16 protein-coding genes and 3 pseudogenes are annotated in these 18,818 nt (G+C 68.9%); 14 read left to right on the top strand and 5 right to left on the bottom strand.

Translation table 11 applies throughout. The annotated features are described in order from the left end of the window. Window positions 1-144 precede the first annotated feature (144 nt). Window positions 145-1,938 (bottom strand): FG-GAP repeat domain-containing protein, encoded by a 1,794-nt coding sequence (locus ACFYQA_RS21485; protein ID WP_388920025.1) that lies wholly within the window; start codon window positions 1,936-1,938, stop codon window positions 145-147. A gap of 203 nt (window positions 1,939-2,141) precedes the next feature. On the opposite strand from ACFYQA_RS21485, the gene ACFYQA_RS21480 reads away from it, so the two are divergent. Then, window positions 2,142-7,262, top strand: coding sequence for a ricin-type beta-trefoil lectin domain protein (locus ACFYQA_RS21480; protein WP_388920022.1), 5,121 nt, complete (start codon window positions 2,142-2,144; stop codon window positions 7,260-7,262). 75 nt (window positions 7,263-7,337) lie between these two features. Beyond that, entirely contained in the window at window positions 7,338-8,087 is a 750-nt protein-coding gene (locus ACFYQA_RS21475; RefSeq protein WP_388920019.1) for a hypothetical protein, read from the top strand. A 24-nt stretch (window positions 8,088-8,111) separates the two neighbouring features. Here ACFYQA_RS21475 and ACFYQA_RS21470 read toward each other — a convergent pair whose 3' ends face one another. Continuing rightward, window positions 8,112-8,330 carry a hypothetical protein gene (locus ACFYQA_RS21470; RefSeq protein WP_388920016.1) on the bottom strand — a complete coding sequence of 73 codons (219 nt, stop codon included), beginning with the start codon at window positions 8,328-8,330 and terminating at the stop codon, window positions 8,112-8,114. Window positions 8,331-8,373: 43 nt separating this feature from the next. On the opposite strand from ACFYQA_RS21470, the pseudogene ACFYQA_RS21465 reads away from it, so the two are divergent. The 6 genes and pseudogenes from ACFYQA_RS21465 to ACFYQA_RS21440 form a co-directional block, all read left to right on the top strand. Beyond that, window positions 8,374-9,144, top strand: a pseudogene (locus ACFYQA_RS21465) (polymorphic toxin-type HINT domain-containing protein); the annotation flags it as partial. 471 nt (window positions 9,145-9,615) lie between these two features. Then, window positions 9,616-9,891: pseudogene (locus ACFYQA_RS21460) on the top strand (polymorphic toxin-type HINT domain-containing protein); the annotation flags it as partial. 389 nt (window positions 9,892-10,280) lie between these two features. Further along, window positions 10,281-10,523, top strand: a complete 243-nt coding sequence (locus ACFYQA_RS21455; RefSeq protein ID WP_388920014.1) for a hypothetical protein — start codon at window positions 10,281-10,283, stop codon at window positions 10,521-10,523. 319 nt (window positions 10,524-10,842) lie between these two features. Then, the gene (locus tag ACFYQA_RS21450) at window positions 10,843-11,001 is read left to right on the top strand and encodes a hypothetical protein (RefSeq protein WP_388920011.1); all 159 of its coding nucleotides are present in this window, start codon (window positions 10,843-10,845) and stop codon (window positions 10,999-11,001) included. Between the two features lie 64 nt (window positions 11,002-11,065). Next, complete coding sequence (locus ACFYQA_RS21445) at window positions 11,066-11,197, top strand: hypothetical protein (protein ID WP_388920094.1); 132 nt, start codon at window positions 11,066-11,068, stop codon at window positions 11,195-11,197. Further along, a complete protein-coding gene (locus tag ACFYQA_RS21440) occupies window positions 11,179-11,619 on the top strand; it encodes an Imm10 family immunity protein (protein WP_388920008.1) in 441 nt (146 codons plus the stop codon). Before ACFYQA_RS21445 ends, ACFYQA_RS21440 begins: the two co-directional genes overlap by 19 nt. Window positions 11,620-11,748: 129 nt before the next feature. On the opposite strand, the gene ACFYQA_RS21435 is transcribed toward ACFYQA_RS21440, so the two are convergent. Continuing rightward, entirely contained in the window at window positions 11,749-11,913 is a 165-nt protein-coding gene (locus tag ACFYQA_RS21435; RefSeq protein ID WP_388920005.1) for an integrase, read from the bottom strand. Window positions 11,914-11,986: 73 nt separating this feature from the next. Here ACFYQA_RS21435 and ACFYQA_RS21430 point away from each other — a divergent pair. Beyond that, window positions 11,987-12,124, top strand: a pseudogene (locus ACFYQA_RS21430) (IS701 family transposase); the annotation flags it as partial. Between the two features lie 264 nt (window positions 12,125-12,388). On the opposite strand, the gene ACFYQA_RS21425 reads toward ACFYQA_RS21430, so the two are convergent. Together ACFYQA_RS21425 and ACFYQA_RS21420 are read right to left on the bottom strand one after the other, a co-directional pair. Continuing rightward, a complete protein-coding gene (locus ACFYQA_RS21425) occupies window positions 12,389-12,880 on the bottom strand; it encodes a heme-degrading domain-containing protein (RefSeq protein ID WP_388920002.1) in 492 nt (163 codons plus the stop codon). Next, on the bottom strand, window positions 12,877-13,956 hold the full coding sequence (locus ACFYQA_RS21420; RefSeq protein ID WP_388919999.1) for a Gfo/Idh/MocA family oxidoreductase: 1,080 nt from the start codon (window positions 13,954-13,956) through the stop codon (window positions 12,877-12,879). The genes ACFYQA_RS21425 and ACFYQA_RS21420 overlap by 4 nt, the downstream gene beginning before the upstream one ends. Before the next feature lie 55 nt (window positions 13,957-14,011). Between ACFYQA_RS21420 and ACFYQA_RS21415 the strand changes: the two genes are divergently transcribed. The 5 genes from ACFYQA_RS21415 (at window position 14,012) to ACFYQA_RS21395 (ending at window position 18,691) form a co-directional block, all read left to right on the top strand. Further along, window positions 14,012-15,361: an ROK family protein gene (locus tag ACFYQA_RS21415; RefSeq protein WP_388919996.1), complete on the top strand. Its 1,350-nt coding sequence runs from the start codon at window positions 14,012-14,014 to the stop codon at window positions 15,359-15,361. 166 nt (window positions 15,362-15,527) lie between these two features. Continuing rightward, a complete protein-coding gene (locus tag ACFYQA_RS21410) occupies window positions 15,528-16,373 on the top strand; it encodes a hypothetical protein (protein WP_388919993.1) in 846 nt (281 codons plus the stop codon). Between the two features lie 103 nt (window positions 16,374-16,476). After that, the gene (locus ACFYQA_RS21405; RefSeq protein ID WP_388920091.1) at window positions 16,477-17,256 is read left to right on the top strand and encodes an HAD-IIA family hydrolase; all 780 of its coding nucleotides are present in this window, start codon (window positions 16,477-16,479) and stop codon (window positions 17,254-17,256) included. A gap of 146 nt (window positions 17,257-17,402) precedes the next feature. After that, on the top strand, window positions 17,403-18,017 hold the full coding sequence (locus tag ACFYQA_RS21400; protein WP_388919990.1) for a hypothetical protein: 615 nt from the start codon (window positions 17,403-17,405) through the stop codon (window positions 18,015-18,017). Between the two features lie 11 nt (window positions 18,018-18,028). Beyond that, window positions 18,029-18,691 carry a class F sortase gene (locus ACFYQA_RS21395; RefSeq protein WP_388919987.1) on the top strand — a complete coding sequence of 221 codons (663 nt, stop codon included), beginning with the start codon at window positions 18,029-18,031 and terminating at the stop codon, window positions 18,689-18,691. Window positions 18,692-18,818: the final 127 nt, after the last annotated feature.

Genomic DNA, 18,818 nt, shown 5'->3' with positions numbered 1-18,818 from the left:
GGCCCACGGTGAGCGGCGGTCGACCGCGGAGCGCTGATCCAGTACGTGAACGGGTCGCCCGAAGCGGTGGACAGGACTGGAGGAGCCCCCTTCCCCGCCCGGGAGAGGGCGGGGAAGGGGGCTCCGGGGGAAGCGGGCAGCGGGTCAGCCCATGCGCTTGACCGTGGCCCAGGAGCCCGATCGGAGGGTGGACGCGCTGCCGAGGGCGGTGGGGGTGCCGGTGTGGAGCTGGAGGTCGCCGGCGGCGTTGGTGGCGAAGACGTCGGGGATGCCGTCGCCGGTGACGTCGGGGCTGCCGTAGACCAGGGGGTGCGCGGCGTAGGTCCAGGTGCCGGAGACGTAGACGCGGTCGCCGTCCAGGCTCGCGGCGGACGTGCCCAGGCTGGCGAGGACCGTGCCCTTGCCGTCGCTGTCCGGGATGCCCTTGCGGAGCTGGATGTTGCCCGCCGCGGTGCGGTACGTCAGGTCGGCCGCCCCGTCGCCGTTGTAGTCGGCGATCGCCACGAAGTCCCGCTCCTTGTCGCCCCAGGCGGAGGAGGTCATCTTGGCCGCCTTGCCGAACGTGCCGCCGCTGTAGCCGCTGAGGATCCACAGCTCGTTGCCGGCCGCTCCGCCGGCCACGAACAGCTCCGGCCGGCCGTCCCCGGTGATGTCGCCCGCCGACTTGATCTCCGAGAAGGTGGAGGGCGCGGGAGCGTTCGCCGGGAGGCGTACCTCGACGCGCTTGGTGACGTCGATCGCGCCATAGCCGTCGCCCGGGTAGATGAACAGACGTCCCTCGGACGTGCGGATCACCCAGTCGGTGATGCCGTCGCCGTTGAAGAAGTCGCCGTTGTGCGTGATGAGGGAGTAGGTGCCGGTGCCGTCCCAGACGTGCGGGGCGGTGCGGCGGCCGCTGAGCAGGGTGCCCTTGTCGTGGGTGCCGTAGGCGTTGGACAGCCAGGTGCCCTGCTGCGACATCGAGTTGATCCAGAGGTTTCCGGCCTCGGTCACGTTGCCGAAGTCGGCTCCGCCGTCACCGTTGAGGTCGCCGGGGCCGTCGGCGACCGTGCGCGGTGTGACGTAGAAGAAGTACTTGCGCGGATTGGGGGATATGTTGCCCGCCGCGTCGACGGACTTGACGTACAGGGTGTTGGGGCCGGCGGCCGGGGGCTTGATGCCGGTGACGGTGGCCTTCTTGACGGCCGTCGTGCAGGACTTGGTGAGACCGCCCGAGGTGCCCTGTGAGCCGCCGGCGCAGGCGTAGCCGGCGTAGTTGGTGGAGTTGATGGACCAGACGAACTTCACGATGTCGTTCTCGGAGGACGAGCCGACCTCGAAGGTGAAGCTGCCGGAGTTGCCGAAGGGCTTGGCGGACCAGACGCCGGGTACGCCGTCGCCGTCGTTGTCACCGGGGAAGTCGGGGGAGACGACCTCCGCGGGGGAGTCGGGCAGCGTGGTGTCGTAGGTGAAGCGGCACACGCCGTCCCCGCCGGTGGGCGCCCAGCCGCTGCTGGCCTTGGCGTCCCAGGCCCGTACGCGCCACGAGTAGGTGGTCCCGTTGGTCAGGTGCGACTTGATCGAGACCCCGCCGACCTCACCGTCGTCCACCGTCTTGGTGAAGGTCTTCTTCGTCTCGGACTTGCCGGTCTGCCAGAGCTCGAACTCCAGCTTGGCCAGGTCGCTGTCGGGGTCGGTCGCCTTGCCGCTGATGGTGATGGTGTCCCCCTTGCCGATCTTGATGTACGGCGAGGCGGAGGTGTCGCAGGAGCCAGGGCTCATGGTGACGGAGGTCGGCCGGTTCGGCTTCCGGTTGTAGGTGACGGCCAGCGTGGGGGAGCCGTTCTCCTCGGCCTTGAACTTCTTCCAGGAGTAGGTGTCCGTCTCCAGGCTGCTGGCGGAACCGGTCGGGGCGGAGGACGAGGTGGAGGCCACCAGGCCCAGGTTGAAGCTGGTCACGCCGTCGTCGGCGGCGTCCTGGAGCAGTGAGGTGACGGTGAAGTTGACGTAGGCGTCCGGGCAGGCGCTGTTGGACTTCCAGCCGTAGGCGAAGGACTTCGAGGTGATCTTCCGACACCGCCACCGGCTGGATCGCCCGCACGGTCAACATCCCCGACCCCCCGGTCCGCCTGGCCACCCGCGACCGCACCGACGGCCCGGACGTGACCTCCGAGCGGGTCACGCTCGGCAGGACGTCGACCATCTCCAAGGCCTCGGTCAAGGGCCCGGACGGCTCGTACCTGCGCACGGTGACCTCCGAGACCGAGCACGACGCCACGTACGGCCTGCCCACGAAGGTCAAGGACCACGGCGACACGGCCGTCTCCGGCGACGAGTCGTGCACCGCCACCTCGTACGAGCACAACACATCCGGCACGAACCACCTGGTCGGCCTGGTCGCCCGGACCGTCACCACCACCGGGACCAGCACCTGCTCCACCGACCTGTCCAGCGCCACGGGCTCGAAGCTGGTCAGCGCCTCACGCATGTACTACGACGGCGCGACCTCCTCCACCGCCACGCCCACCAAGGGCCTGGTGACGAAGACGGAGACACCGAACGGCGCCGGCACCGGCTGGGAGACCGCCCACCCCGAGTCGCGCACCGAGTACGACTCCACCGGCCGCGTCACCAAGGTCACCGACCCGACCGGCGTGTACAACACCACGACGTACACGCCGGCCGGCGGTCAGGTCTACAAGATCGAGACGATCACCGGCAACAAGGTCGTCGACGGCGCCGAGGTCCCGGGCTTCAAGGACACCACGCTCGTGGAGCCCGGCCGCGGGGTCACCCTCAAGTCGACCGACGCCAACAACCGCGTCGAGTCCTACGAGTACGACCCGCTCGGCCGCGCCGTGGCCGCCTGGGACCCCACCCAGCCCGCCACCGACGACCCGACGGTCACCTACACGTACAACATCGACCTGAAGCAGCCGGTGTCGGTGGTGGTGCGGTCGCTCTCCGACAACCCCAGCACCGCCGCCGGCGACGGGACGTACGAGTCCTCCACCACGATCTACGACGGCCTCGGCCGTGAACGGCAGACCCAGACCCCGGCGGTCGGCAGCGGCCGGCTGATCACCGACACGCTCCACAACAGCGCCGGCCAGGTGCGCTACACGCGCAACGCGTACTACATGGAGAAGGACCCGGGCACCGAACTGGTCGTCCCCGCCTCCGAGTCGCTGGTCCCCAACGCGACCTCGTACACGTACGACGGTCTGGGCCGGGTGCTCACGGTCACTCCGGTGCACCGTTCCTACCCGCAGACGGGTCAGTCGTTCGACAACGGCGGCAAGAAGGTGACCACCACCGACCGCCGCACCCGCTACGAGTACGGACTCGACCACACGGTGATCCGCCAGCCCAAGGGCACGCCCGCCTCACGGGTGTGGACCGACACGCTGGGCCGCACGACCCGCCAGGACACCTTCAGCGACACCGCCCTGTCCGAGGCCGGCGCGATCAGCACGACGTACGAGTACGACCTCCGCGGCGACATGGTGACCAGCATCGACGACGTCGGCAACACGCGGACCTGGACGTACGACGCGCTGGGCCGGGTCACCGAAACGACCGACCTGGACACCGGGGCGACCCGCACCGACTACGACGCCTACGGCCGCGTGGCCAAGGCGATCGACGCCCGCGGCCAGGCCGCCTCCTACACCTACGACCGCCTGAACCGCGTCGAGCAGGTCAAGGCCACCCCGAAGGGATCCACGGCCTCCACCCTCGCGCAGGCCTACGCCTACGACGGCGCGACCGGCGGCAAGGGGCTGCTCTCCTCGGCGACCCGCTACACCGACGGCAAGGCGTACACCACCACGATCGGCGGCTACACGGCCGACTACCAGCCCACGGACATGACCACGGCGCTGCCGCCCGGTTCCACCGCGGGCCTGACGGCAGAGGGCTTCGCCACCCAGTACAAGTACACGTACAAGTACAACTCCGACGGCCAGCTGGAGACCTACACGGCCCCCGCGGCCGGCGGCCTCGACGCCGAGGACGTGATCACCCGCTACAACAAGGCCGGCCTGCCGGTCTCGGTCTCCGGCAAGGACTGGTACGCCTCCGAGGCCGCGTACTCCCCCTACGGCCAGGTGCTCCGCTCCACCACCGGCGAGCAGGGCCACCGGCTGTGGCAGGAGAACACCTTCAACGAGTCCACCGGTGAGCTGCTGACCAGCAGGCTCGTCCGGGAGAACGCCACCGACCAGGCCGTCGTCCCCGGCAGCGAGGTCAGCAAGCGCTCCTACGCCTACGACCCGTCGGGCAACGTCCTGTCCGTCGCGGACAGGATGGGCCCGGTCACCGACCAGCAGTGCTTCACGTACGACGTGCTCGGCCAGCTGAAGGAGGCGTGGACGACGCCGGGCGGCGGCGCCTGCACGGCCTCCGGCAAGACCACCGCCGAGCCGGTGTACTCCGACGGCAAGGTCAACGTCTCGTCCGCCAACAGCGGGTACTGGCAGTCGTACGACTACGACGCGCTCGGCAACCGCACCAGGAAGACGGCGCACAAGGCCGACCCGACCTTCACCTCCGGGGTGCGGGACACCAAGGGCGACGTCGTCACCGACTACCTCTACGGCACCAGCCCCACCGCGAAGAACGACCAGCCGCACACGCTGACCTCGTACACCACGTCGTCGACGACGGCGGCGGGCGCGGCGATCACCACCCGCTCGACGCAGACCTACGACGCCGCGGGCCAGATGGAGTCGCGCTCCACCGGCGGCGACACGGCCCAGACCATGACCTGGACCTGGGACGGCAAGGTCGAGTCCGTCACCGGCTTCGGTACCGACGGCTCCGGCGCCTGGACCGGGGTCGGCGGCCTCTGCATGGACCTGTCGGGCGGGTCCACGACGGCCGGCACCGCCATCCAGATCTACGTCTGCAACGGCAACAAGTCGCAGCAGTTCCGCCTCAAGGCCACCGACACCGACGACAACGGCACGGTCGAGGACGCGACGATCGGCCAGCTCGTCGTGGGCGGGCAGTGCCTCCAGCCGAGCGGCGCCACCGCGGGTTCGGCCGTCCTGATCCAGGCGTGCGACAAGGCCGCGGCGGCACAGCGCTGGCAGACCCTGAGCACCGGTCAGGTCAAGTACGTCACGGGCACCTCGACGAACCTGTGCCTGTCGGCCCCGGCGTCGGCGGTCGGCACCGACCTCACCCTGACGGCCTGCAACTCCACCGTCGCCGGCCAGCTGTGGAAGCCCGCGTCGAAGACGACGTACGTCTACGACGCGATGGGCAACCGCCTGCTGGAACGCACGGGCGCCGGCGCGGTCCTGAACCTTCCCGACGCCAAGGTCTCGCTGACCACGACGGGCAAGGTCCGCTACGTCGAGCGCACGTACGCCGGCATCGGCGGCCCGTCGGTGACCCGGTTCCGCGAGGGCGCCGACAACACGGCCGGCGTCAGCGAGCAGCTGTTCGCCCAGGCGACCGACCTCAACGGCACCCCGCTGGCGGAGGTCCGCCTGGACGGCGGGATGCAGGTCCGGGTGCAGAAGAGGGACCCGTGGGGCGAGGACCGCGCGGTGAGCATGACCATGCGCACGCACACCGGCTTCCACACGGGTGACGACGACGTGGAGACGGGCCTGACCCACCTGGGCGCCCGCGAGTACGACCCGGGGACGGGCCGCTTCATCTCGGCGGACCCGGTCCTGGACGACAGCGATCCGCTCCAGGCCAACGGCTACTCGTACGCGAACAACAACCCGGTCACGCACGCGGACCCGTCGGGTCTGACGTCCTCCGCCTCCAGCTTCGACGCCTCGATCGCGGCGCTGGACGCGAAGATCGCCGAGTACCAGAAGACCCTGAACCGCTCCATCGGCGACGTGATCCTCGCGACCGGCTGGGCCGTGTTCAAGGAGTTCGTCGGCTGGAACGACGTGGTCGGCTGCTTCAGCCAGGGCGACCTGTGGGCCTGCGGAAGCCTCCTGATGGACGCCATCCCGTGGACCAGCGTCTTCTCCAAGGGCAAGAAGATGTGGCGCGCTTTCCAGGGCACCATGAGCGCGGTCAAGGCGTTCCGTGCGGCCAAGCGCGCGGCCGAGATCGGCATGAAGTCGGCGAAGGCGGCCAGGGCGGCGCTGGTCAAGGCGAAGAAGGCGGCGGAGGCGGCCGCGGCGGAGGCCAAACGAAAGGCCAGGGCAGCCGCGAAACGCGCCGCCGAGGCGGCCAAGAAGAAGTCCCACACCGGTTCCAAGGGCGCCCGAGGCAACCCGGTCCAGGTCAAGGCCCGGACCCAGGCCCAGTCCAAGGGGTCTGCGGGCGGCGGCAAGGCCGAGAACAAGTCCGGCGGGTCCCGGAACGGGTCGGGCAAGGAGGACTCGGGCGGGAAGGACTCGGGCGGGGACGGTGGATCCGGTTCGGAGTCGGCTCCGTCCTGCACGACCAACAGTTTCACGCCCGAGACCCGGGTCCTGATGGCCGACGGCACCACCAAGGCGATCAAGGACGTCAAGGCCGGCGACAAGGTCCTGGCGACCGACCCGGAGACCGGCGAGACAACGGCGCAGACGGTCACCGCCGAGATCCTCGGCAAGGGCGTCAAGCACCTGGTCAAGGTCACCATCGACACCGACGGCAAGAAGGGCTCGAAGACCGCCGAGGTCACCGCGACCGACAAACACCCCTTCTGGGTCCCCGAACTCGACGACTGGATCGACGCCACCGACCTGAAGCCCGGCGAATGGCTGCGCACCAGCGCCGGCACCCTGGTCCAGATCACGGCGGTCGAGCGCCGGACGGCACTGGACGCCACGGTCCACAACCTCACCGTCGGCAACACCCACACGTACTATGTGGTCGCAGGCGGGACCTCAGCACTCGTTCACAACTGCTCCACTGCGGATGAACGGGCGCATGCCAGAGCATCGGAGAATGCTGCATATTCCAGCAGGCCGGACGTTGCTACCGGCGGGTACCTCTGGGTTCAGGGGCACGGAGAGTTTGACCTGGCTTCCGATCGGCTCCATCCGTTGATCAGAGCCAACATGGGCGAGATTCCTGCTGCGGCGAGCCCCGGCGGCGGTAAGTTCTTTGGCTCGCATGTCGAGGTTCAGGCGGCCACTATCATGAGGATTCTGGCCAAACAGTCGGGATCCGGGGGTTTGACTGGCCGACTGATGGTTTCAAAGCCTGGCGGGCCATGCGGTTTCTGCACGCCAAACGTGGCAGGAATGTTGCCGGGGGGCTCATCGCTAGCGGTTCGATCTCAGCGCGGGCAAGTTTTCAGTGAGGTACCCTTCTGAAGCATTCGCCAGGGCGCGGCCCAGTTGCCGCGCCTTGGCTGCTTTCCTGCAGGCCACTATGCTGGCCTTATAGACATGAACGGCGATAAGTTGAATCCATGCGCGATCATCGATATCACCGACTGGGCTGAGCTCGAGAATGCCGACGGATCGGCCTTCCCGGTTACTCCGACCAAGCTGCGCGACTTGGCGTCGGGTGACTTTTCCGCGGTAACGAGTTCACTCAACCACCTGTATGACGCTCTCCTCAACGACGGAGTCGTCTACTCTGCGACCGCGCCGGCTTTCAGGTATGTCGCCGCACTTTTGGGCGACCGCGAAAGTCGAGCCGCACTCACTCCCTCATGGGATGGGGAAAAATTCCCACTTCGAGGCAAGCTCCTTTCATGGCTGGCCGACGTGGCCTTCGATGTCAGCATTGAACAGGAGCAGCGCATTCGAGAGTGGGGGGAATATTCGCCGACCGAGCCATTTCCCGATTTCCTGAACATCAGGAGTATTTACCCGGAAGCTTTTCCGGGCGTCGCCTCCTACTTTGATGACTCTGATCCGAGAGTGGTTGAGGCGGCTCTTGTTGCGGCCGTTCGATTTCTGGAGTCCCCGGCATTGGCGATGCGCCGCAGGAGGTTGACTCCTTTGATGGAGAACGTTCTAGCGCAAAGCTCCAGCGAACAGCATAGAAGTTTGGCCTCCGAGGCGTTGGCGTCTTGGGAGCAAGGGCGCATGTTGATGGAACCCCCTACCGATCCACTCCCCTCCGACGGGCGCGGGAAGGATCACAATTCGCACGACAAACGGGGATCAGTTGACGAGCCGCCGTTTTAGTGGGCGTGCCAGGACTCGGTCGGCTCAGCCCACGAAGTCCCGTACCCCTTGGGACACCGCGTCGTCGCCCAAGTCGTTGTGTTCCAGGCACCCCGCCAGGACGTTCGTCGCGTCCGCGAGCGGGACGCTGTCGTCCGGGTTGATGATCTCGTCGCAGTTGGACCAGAACGTCGCGTAGGAGACCGCGCCCGGGGTCTCGTCGCCCTCGGCCAGGCCGTCCTGGACGTAGGAGCCGGGGGTCATGTCGCGGCAGGCCTGGTCCCACAGTGCGCAGGCCCAGGCCGTCGACAAAGTCGTCGCGACCGACGAGCAGACGGGCGAGACCCGGGTCGGGACGGTCACGGCCGAGATCAAGGGCGAGGGCCTCAAGCACCTGGTCAAGCTCACGGTCGACACGGACGGACCTGCGGGCTCGGCCACATCCGAGATCACGGCCACGGAAGGCCACCCCTTCTGGGTTCCGTTCATTCGCAAGTGGGTCGACGCGTCCGACCTGAAGCCGGGCCAGTGGCTGCGCACCAGCGCCGGCACCCTGGTCCAGATCACCGCGGTCGAACGCCGGACGGCACCGGACACCACGGTCCACAACCTCACCGTCAGCATGCTGCACACGTACTACGTGCTGGCGGGCGCCACGGCGGTCCTGGTCCACAACTGTGGCAAGAAGCTCACCGATGTTGCCCTCGGAACGTCGGACCACGGGCTGGAGGACTGGGCGAATGAAAACGGTTACACCCATTTCATGGGGGAGACACGTGATGGTTCCATCTCGAGCGCCGCAGATGCGATGAATTACCACCCTGAGGCCACCATCCACGTACGTCTTGACGGATTCACGCTGGAGAACAAAAGGTCGGGCAATCCGGCGGAGGTATTCGACTACGCAGTGCAGCAGGGGCACGGCGACAACTGGCTTACGACGCAACGGGAGATGGCGTTCCTGGAGCGAGCCTTCCGGGTGGGGAACCTTGACAGCAGTCGACTCAGGTTCTACCTGGGGGGTAGTAACGTCACTTCGGAGGTCCTCAAGGATTCCAATTACCTAGGAGGTTCGTAGTGACCTTGATCGCGGCCTGGGAGAGGCCGTTCCGAATGTGGCATTTCTCGGTGAGCTTCAACTCGCTGCTGCTTCGCAGCCTCCGCGATGACGCCTCTCCGGCTCGAGTGGATGTTCTTTTCTCGAACGTCTTCTTTCTCCAGATGCCCACGACGTGTTCGCGACTTGAGATTCGTACGGGAGAAGGCCTTAATCCGCCGAAGGTGGAGATTCCGGCCGGTACTCGTGGGCAGTGGTACACCATCAATTCAGGGAGGGGGTACCTCTATGCCACCCATTGCGAATGGCACGAGGACGAAGGCACCGCGATGTCCCCGTCCCGCTTCGGTCCTTTGAGGAGGACGGACTGAACTGAGTCTCCCGAAGTCGCCTCGATCAAGAGGTGAGCAGGGAGGTCTGTGAAACGGGCCGCATCATGTCAGCGATGACATGATGCGGCCCGTCGGGCTTTGGCCTGCTGGTTCCGGGGTGGTCGGAACCGACGGCGAGAAGGGCTCGAAGACCGCCGAGGTCACCGCGACCGACAAACACCCCTTCTGGGTCCCCGAACTCGACGACTGGATCGACGCCACCGACCTGAAGTCCGGCGAATGGCTGCGCACCAGCGCCGGCACCCTGGTCCAGATCACCGCGGTCGAACGCCGGACGGCACCGGACACCACGGTCCACAACCTCACCGTCAGCACACTGCACACGTACTACGTGCTGGCAGGGGCCGCGCCGGTTCTCGTGCACAATTGCGGCACCGAGACGCTAGGCGACAACACTTACTCGTGGGAGCACGAGGGAACAGGAAGCCTGTTCGAGGCAGAGGTCGACCAGAATGGAACAATGACGATGCTTGCTGGGGTAACGAGGGATAGTCCCGTGAGAGGCATCGAGTTGTTCAACAGGGCCCTTGACCACTTCGGCGATCGAGTCACGTCCATCAACGGCAACCTCATTGAAGAAAATAGAGCCACCTTTAATGCGCTCACGGGGGGAGGCATGTCACCGGAAGAGGCGATCCTTCAAACGTGGACAGGGAAGCTGGCTACGAGAAGCGGCTTTGGCGCGCTTCAATCCCTTACGCTTATCGGTGAGCCTGGGAACTACTCCAAGGTTGAGCCAATCTTTACGAGATCCCGAGGGGCGCGATGATGTCTCTGGAAGACTGGGTCGCGGAAGCGCGCCGAATGCAGAGAGAAGGGGCGTCGATTGTCGAAATTGCCGACTTCCTTCGTGTGTTCGGTGAGGGTGGTGGCAGGAAAATCAATGCGGCATCTGCTCTCGGTAAAGAATACGGCTGGTCGGTGAAGCAGAAGCTCGAATTGTTGAGTTGGGCCGAAGGTGGTGTCACGGACGAAGAGCTGATCGCATTCGTTCCGTGGCCTATCTAGAGCCCAGATTCCTATCGATCCTGGAAGCGCGAATTCGAAGGTCGCACCGGAATTGGCGCTTTCTAGGGTTTTTCGCGACATGTGGTCGTGCTGATCAGGCCACGAGCGGTTTATGCAGGCGCTCGGCTTGGGTTTCCCAGTCGAGCGTTTTGCATGGGCGCCGTTGAGCTGGACGGCGACGGCGTCGAGGTCTGTGTGGATGTTGAATTTTCTGAGCCTGGGTCCATGCTGGATGTGCTGTTCCCTGCTGGGAAAGCGGAGTAGCCTCCGCTCCGCTGCACGGTAGGCGGCGCCGATGACAGGGAATGCAGGAGAAGGGGTGCTGATCCTGAGCGTTTGCTTCGACGGCCGGTGGTGTTACGCCGAGACGCCGGAGGAAAAGAGCCGGCTTGTTGCCGAGGTGCTGGACAACCTGCCGTATGAGGGTGGGAGGCCGTTCCTGAACGCCAGGCCAGGACGCCTGGTTCAGCCTCGCTGAGCTGCGGCACAGTGACGACCCGTTCGCTGGTAAGTACCCGTTGAGTCCTGGTGACGCGGTGACGATGCAGGGCCAGCTTCCGCCCTGCTCAAGGTGTAAGGGGGCGACGAACCGCATGGCCAGGGAATTGGGAGTGTCGGTTACGTATGTGTGGGACGGGGTCAAGGGCGCCGGCACATGGTCAGCGAAGGGATAGAGGTGAGACTGACCGCCACAGAGGTCGGGTTCTTTGAGGACTACGAGGACGAGGAGGCCCTTGAGGTAGGCGTCCGTGGGATCGACGACGCTGGCGTTCGGAGGTCATTCTCGATCCAGCGATCCACCTATGAGCCAGACGAGCAGGAAGTGCAGTCTGGAATGGACTCCTATAACGTCTCGAACGAGCAGGGGTTCACGGTTTACGGCTGTCTGCGGCGCGTGTGGCTTAACGGCACGCTATTGGCCCTGGAGTTTGCAGCTGAAGACGCGGAGATTCTTGAAATCCCGGCTCGCGTGGAAGTAGACCTGTGTGATTCGGGAGTCGATATTACGAACCTCTCCACGAAACTCAGTGAGATCTTGGACTGGGGGTCCCCCGAGAAGCGACCAGAACTGATCGGACTGAATGTTTCCGAGTAGCCATCTGGTGAGCGAGCTTCTCGTCGTACGCTGACGTTGGCCGTTCAGATCAATGCATATGGGCCCCCGTCCGGAAGGGCTTCCGGACGGGGGCCCATATGGCGTTTGACGGCAACGCTGACGGCAACGTCAGCGGACGACGGGTGCGGAGGGCGGGTCGTCGGGGTCGTCGTCGGTGGGGCCGAGGGCGTGGCCCAAAGCATCGATGGCTTGGCGTTGGAGGCGGAGTCGGACGTGGGCGTAGACGGTGGCGGTGACGCCGATGTGGGCGTGGCCGAGGAGTTCCTTGATCACGACGAGCTTCGACGCCTTGCTCCAGGAGCAGGGTCGCGGTCGAGCGGTGGAGGCCGTGGAAGCGGATGCGCTGCTGACCGGACTGGTGCGGGGCGCCGGATCGAGATGGCGGGTGGGGGAGACCTTCCAAACCGAGAAGGGGCTGGCCGGACTCGACGAGCACCAGGTCCGCCGCTACCCCTCGTGGGCCCGCTGGACCACCCTGTTGCTGCCCAGCCGGACGGCTCCGTAGCCAGGTTCCTCCGGCTCGGCCGCCGTCTCGGCGAGTTCGCCTCACCGCACCGGACCGGTCCTTCGAGCGGAGTCCGATACTCCGGATGCCGTACCGGTCGGCGGCCTCCTGTAAAAGGCCTGCGGTGTCGCCCGTCGGTCTCGGCTCCTCCGGACGGGGTGGGTGCTGTCCCTGATCGTCACGGGTGCGGCACGTCCCGACCGGAGGGCGTCCCGGGACAGGACCCGGCTTTCCCCGGGAGCCCTAAAGCCGTGCCAGGAACCGTTCCAGCGCCTCCACCACCATCCGGTGGTCCTCGAGCTGGGGGAGACCGGAGACCGTCACGGCGCCGATCACGCCCGCGCCCTCGACGGTGATGGGGAACGAACCGCCGTGGGCCGCGTAGGTGTCGGGGTCGAGGCGGGAGGACTCCTCGAACGTCGTGCCCTTGGCGCGGTGCCGGGCACCCACCAGGTACGACGCGGCACCGTACCGTTCGACGACCCGGCGCTTGCGGGCGATCCACGCGTCGTTGTCGGGGGCCGAGCCGGGCAGCGCCGCGTGGAAGAGCTGCTGGCCGGCGCGGTGGATGTCGACGGCGACGGGGGCCTGCCGCTCCCGGGCCATCTCCACCAGCAGGGAACCCAGCGCCCAGGCGTCCTCGTGGGTGAACCGGCGGAACACCAGACGGCGTTCCTGCGCCTCCAGCTCCTCGACGGTGGGGACGGGGGCGGGGGTGGGTGCGGGCTGCGTCACAGTGTCACCGTCACCTTCTCGTCGGCGGAACGGCGGGCCGCCTCCAGTACGTCGAGTGCGGCGGCGGCCTCCTGTGCGGTCACCGGGTTGGGGCCGCCCTCCAGGAGGGCCTTCGCCACGGCCGTGTAGTACGCGGGGTAGTCGCCGGGCAGGGTCGGCTCGGCACGTCCGCCGCCGGTCATCGGGGACTCCCCGGCACCGACGCGGCCCCACAGCTTCTCGGGCTCGGTGCCCCAGTCGGCGCCCGAGCCGGTGCCGGGACGCAGGCCGTCGCGCAGAGCGGCCTCCTGGGGGTCGAGGCCGTGCTTGACGTACCCCGCCTCGGAGCCCAGGACGCGGAAACGCGGGCCGAGCAGGGCCGTGGTCGCGGAGACGTGGAGGTGGGAGCGGACGCCGTTCGCGTGCGTGAGCGCGATGAAGGTGTCGTCGTCCGTCCGCGCACCCTCGCGGCGGACGACCGCCTCGGCGTACACGGAGGTCACCGGGCCGAAGAGGACGAGCGCCTGGTCGACGACATGGCTGCCGAGGTCGTAGAGCAGACCTCCGATCTCCGCGGGGTCGCCGGACTCCCGCCAGCCGCCCTTGAGCTCCGGCCGCCAGCGCTCGAAGCGGGACTCGAACCGGTACACGTCACCGAGCGTGCCCTCGGACACCAGCTTGCGCAGGGTGAGGAAGTCGTTGTCCCAGCGGCGGTTCTGGAAGACGGAGAGGAGCAGGCCGCGCTCCTCGGCGAGCGCCGCCAGCTCACGGGCCTCGGCCGCCGTGCCGGCGAGGGGCTTGTCGACGACGACCGGCAGGCCGGCCTTCAGGGCGGCGGTGGCGAGCGGGACGTGCGTCCTGTTCGGCGACGCGATCACGATCAGGTCCAGCTCGCCGGCGCGCTCGAAGAGCTCGTCGGGAGTGGCCGCGACGCGGACGTCCGGGAACTCGGTGCGGGCCTGCTGCTGCCGCTCGGGGTTCGAGGTGACCACCGTGTCGAGGGCGAGGCCCTCGGTCGCGGTGATCAGCGGGGCGTGGAACACGGAGCCCGCGAGGCCGTAGCCGACGAGGCCGACGCGAAGGGGGGTACCAGTCATGGTCCTACTTTCGCAACGCTGTTGCCAAAGTGCAAGCACGGGAGAGAATGGGCGGGTGAACAGGACGAACGGCGGACCGGACGGCAGGGGCGCGACGGTCGGTACGGGCCCGGGGGGCAGGGCCGGTGCCGCGACGGCCGGGGTCAACCTGCTCGGCCTGCGCAGCCACAACACCGCGCTCGTGCTCGACCTGCTGCGGACCGCGGGAGCGGAGGGCATCAGCCGGCTCGAGCTCGCCGAGCGGACCGGGCTCACCCCCCAGGCGGTCAGCAAGATCACCGCCCGGCTGCGAGCGGACGGCCTCGCGGCGGACGCGGGACGCCGGGCGTCCACCGGAGGCAAGCCCCGGACGGTCCTGCGCCTGGTGCCGGAAGCCGGGCACGCGGTGGGCGTGCACCTGGACCGGGACGAACTGCGGGCCGTCCTGGTCGACCTCGACGGGACGGTCGTGGGAGAGCGGAACACCCCTCTGGACCTGGGCGCGGGCGCGGAGGCGGTACTGACCCGGGTGGCAGGAGTCGTCGAGGAGCTGTGGGGCGGACGGGACGAGGAACCGCGGGAGGCACCGACGGCGCCGGTGGAACCGACGGCGCCGGTGGAACCGACGGCGCCGGGGGAACCGGGGGAACCGGGGAAGCCGGGGGAGCCGAAAGCGCCGGGGGGCGGAGGAGTCGTACGCGGACACGGACGCCACCGCCTCTCCCTGCTCGGCACCGGGGTCGCGCTGCCCGGACCGCTGGACCACGCCCGGGGCGTGCTGCACCGGGTGACCGGGTTTCCCGAGTGGGACGGATTTCCGCTGAGGGACGCGCTGTCGCAGCGGCTGGGGGTGCCGGTCGTCGTCGACAAGGACACCAACGCGGCGGCGTTGGGCCTCGCCGTGGGCGGCGAGGGCGGCTCCTTCGCCTATCTGCACCTCGGCACGGGACTCGGGGCGGGGCTGGTGATCGGCGGCAGCGTGCACCGGGGGCCGCGGACCGGGGCGGGGGAGTTCGGCCACCAGGTTCTCCAACTGGACGGGCCGCGCTGCGGCTGCGGCGACCGGGGCTGCATCGAGGCACTGTGCCTGGGCGCGGTGGCCAGGGGCGACACGGACGAGGCGGCCCGGGTCCTGGGCACCGGCGCGGCGAACCTGGTCGGCCTGCTGGACATCGACCGCGTCCTGCTCGGCGGCCGGATCGTCGAGGCGGCCCCGGAGACGTTCGTACGAGGTGTGCGCGAGGTCCTGGAGGCCCGCGCCCGGCGCACCGGGGACACCCCCGTCCCGGTACGGATCGCCTCGGGCAGCGGGCAGGGCGGCGGGCGGGGCGGCGGGGAGGGGGGACGCCAGGAGAGTGGGCAGCGGGTCGCCGAGGGAGCGGCCCAGTCGGTCCTGGCCCCGGTGTTCGGACGGGGCGACGGATAAGGGACAAGAGGGGCAAGGAAGGGACAAGAGGGAGGGGACGGGGAGACGGACGGAGCGGCCGGGCGGGACGGCGGGTTCCGCCGAGCGGGGGGAATCGTGCCGCCGAGCGGGGGCGATCTGAGGCGCCCCCGTGGTGTCCGCTCGCCGAAGGGCAAGGCCATATGGCATGCGACTCTGCACGCCCGCGTCCCTGTTCCTGACAGCGGTGGCCGCGATTCTTCCCCCCGCGGCCCCGGCCCCGGACCCGGCCCACGCACAAGCGCCGCCGCCCGCCTGCGCCGCCGCGGACGAGTCCGACTTCCCGCTGACCACCCGTATCCACGGCGGCCCCGACTCCTACCGGGCCGGGGGCGGCTTCGGCACCTGGCACCTCGAACTCACCAACACCACCGACCGTTCCTACGGCGGCATCCACCCGGTCGTCGTGCTCTACGACGACAAGCGGGCGCTACGGGCCTCGCAGACGGTGCTGGAGTTCTACACGACGGACCGGGAACCGCCGCACACCGTCCGCTTCGAGACCACCGACGAGGACGAACTCGTCGGTGCCCTCGCCGACGACGACGCGGGCTTCGAGGGGTTCACCGTCGAGGCCGGCCGGACCCTCACCGTGAAGGTACGGCTCGCCCTCACGTCCGACGCCGTGGCCGGCGAGGCCGTCGCCACGGCCGCGATCGTCCAGCGGCACGAGGACGACGGCGACTGGGTCGGACAGTCGGACGAGTACCGGTTCCGCATCACCACGGGCGCCGGGACGGGCTCCGGGACAGGTCCCGCAACGGATCCCGACGCGGAAGCCGAAGCCGCCGACCCCCACGCCACCGCACCCACCGCCCCCACCCCCCGTGACAGCCCCTCCCCGCCGCTCCTCCCCCTCCTCGAGGAACTCGCCCGCACCGGCAGCCGTACCGGCGCCGGCGGCAGGATCCTCGCCGCGGCCCTTGCCGCAGCCGCGGTGGCCCTGCTCGCCGGAGGCCTGGCGCTGCTGCGGGCCGCCCGCAGGCGCCGCTGACGCCGGCCGTGCCCGGCCGAGTCGCACCGGCCGTTCCCCTCAAGATCCGGGCATGTCTAGGCTGGAGCGCACGCAGGACCGCGCAAGGCAGGAGATCCCGCAGATGGCAGACCGCAAGCCGATCGAATCGTGGCTCACCGACATGGACGGGGTGCTCATCCACGAGGGTGTGCCGATCCCGGGCGCCGACGCCTTCATCAAGAAGCTGCGCGAGTCCGGAAAGCCGTTCCTGGTCCTCACCAACAACTCGATCTACACCCCGCGCGATCTGCACGCCCGGCTGCGCCGCATGGGCCTGGACGTGCCGATCGAGAACATCTGGACGTCCGCCCTCGCCACCGCCCAGTTCCTGGACGACCAGCGTCCGAACGGTTCGGCGTACGTCCTCGGCGAGGCCGGCCTGACCACCGCGCTGCACGACATCGGCTACATCCTCACCGACCACGAGCCGGACTACGTCGTCCTCGGGGAGACCCGCACCTACTCCTTCGAGGCGATGACGAAGGCGGTACGGCTCATCAACGACGGCGCCCGTTTCATCTGCACGAACCCCGACGAGACCGGCCCCTCGGCCGAGGGCCCGCTCCCGGCGACCGGCGCGGTGGCGGCGCTGATCACCAAGGCGACGGGTAAGCAGCCGTACTTCGCGGGCAAGCCGAACCCGCTCATGATGCGCACCGGACTGAACGCCCTCGGCGCCCACTCCGAGAGCAGCGCGATGATCGGCGACCGGATGGACACCGACGTACTGGCGGGCATCGAAGCCGGGATGAAGACGTTCCTGGTGCTCACCGGCCTGACCCGGCCGGACCAGATCGAGAACTTCCCGTACCGGCCGTCCGAGGTCCTGGACTCCATCGCGGACCTCGTCGACCTCGTCTGACACCCTCCACCCGGGCGTCGCCCGGGACACCACCCGGGTGTCCCGGCCCATCCCCCTCCGATGTCACCCGTACGGAGCAACCACCGCGCCCTGAGGATGCGGTGCCCCACCCGACGGGGCACGCTCCCGGTGTCTGGAGGTACACGATGGGTTCATTGCGACTCGCTCTCTGCACCGGAATCCTGGCCGCCGCCGCGTTCACCCCGGCGGCGTACGCGGCGGACACGGCGGACGACACGGGCATCTCGGTGACACCGGTGGTCCCCGCCCCCGGCACCGACGTCACCCTCAAGGTGGCGGAGTGTGCCGAGCGGACGGCGCTCGCCGTGTCCTCGGCGTTCGTCTCCGAGGTCCGGCTCGCCGTCGCCGACGGCGTACTCGTCGGCGAGAGCCGGGTCCGTTCCACGCTCACCGCGGGCACGTACCCCGTGCTGGTCAACTGCGGCGAGCGGGCCCGCCAGGGCACGATCAAGGTCGCCCCCGCCCGCCACCTGCCCGCCGGGACGGCCGAACCGTCGAAGCCGGAGGCCGCCGGACCGTCGAAGTCGGAGACCGCCGAGCCGACCGCCCACGCCTCGCCCGTCGCCCCCGTCGACGCGGGCGGTGGCGGCGGTGCCCCGCTGGCCGTCGGCACCGGCACCGGCGCAGACGAGGGCGGGCCGGGCGCCGCGCAGACGGTGACCGGACTCTTCCTCGCGGCTGCCGCCGCGGGAGCCGTCGTACGCAACCGCGTCCGGCGGAGCCGCGGAACGACCGGCTGAGGCGGCCGACAGTGTCCGATCACGACGAGATACGACCGGGCCGGCTGCTCACCGGTGTGGCCTGGGTGGTGCTGCTGCTCGTGCTCTGGCTGTGGGGCGGGGAGACGACCGGCCTGCGCCCCGGCGAGCCGGACCCCTCCACCGGTGACATGGCGGCCGCCGGCCGGCCGCCCCGGGCGGACCTTCCGCCCGCCCACCGCCCGCTGGGCGAGGCGCTGCCGCAGCGCCTCGACATACCCGGCCTGGACGTCCGGGCCCCGGTGGTCTCCCGAGGCCTGGACGAACGCGGTGCGCTCGATCCGCCGCCGTTCGACCAGCCGGACGTGGTCGGCTGGTACGCGGACGGGGTGGCGCCCGGAGCGTCCGGCACCGCACTGGTGGTGGGGCACGTCGACACCGAGACCCGGCCCGCCGTGTTCTACAAGGTGAGCACGCTGAAACCCGGTCAGAAGATCCGGGTGGTCCGCGAGGGCGACCAGGTCGCCGAGTTCACGATCGAGGACGTCCAGGTCCTGGCCCGCGACGGGTTCGACGCCCGGCAGGCCTACGGGCCCCGCCGCCCGGGCCGGGCCGAACTGCGCGTCATCACCTGCGGCGGCACCTTCGACACGGCACGCGACCGCTACACGGCGAACGTGGTCGTCTCCGCGTACCTGACGGGCACCACCGCCTGAGCGCCACTGTGCCCTCACCCTGAGCGCGACCGCGTCCCCGCCCCGAGCGCGACCGCCTCCCACCCCGTCCACCCGGCCCGGACGCGGCTCCGGGGCGGCCGACGTCACGTCCCTCTCCGGTCGCGTT

This window comes from Streptomyces sp. NPDC005774 (assembly GCF_042871645.1).
Classification (GTDB): domain Bacteria; phylum Actinomycetota; class Actinomycetes; order Streptomycetales; family Streptomycetaceae; genus Streptomyces; species Streptomyces pratens.
Note: the sequence above shows the minus strand (reverse complement) of the source record. Positions and strands in the feature narration are given on the sequence as shown.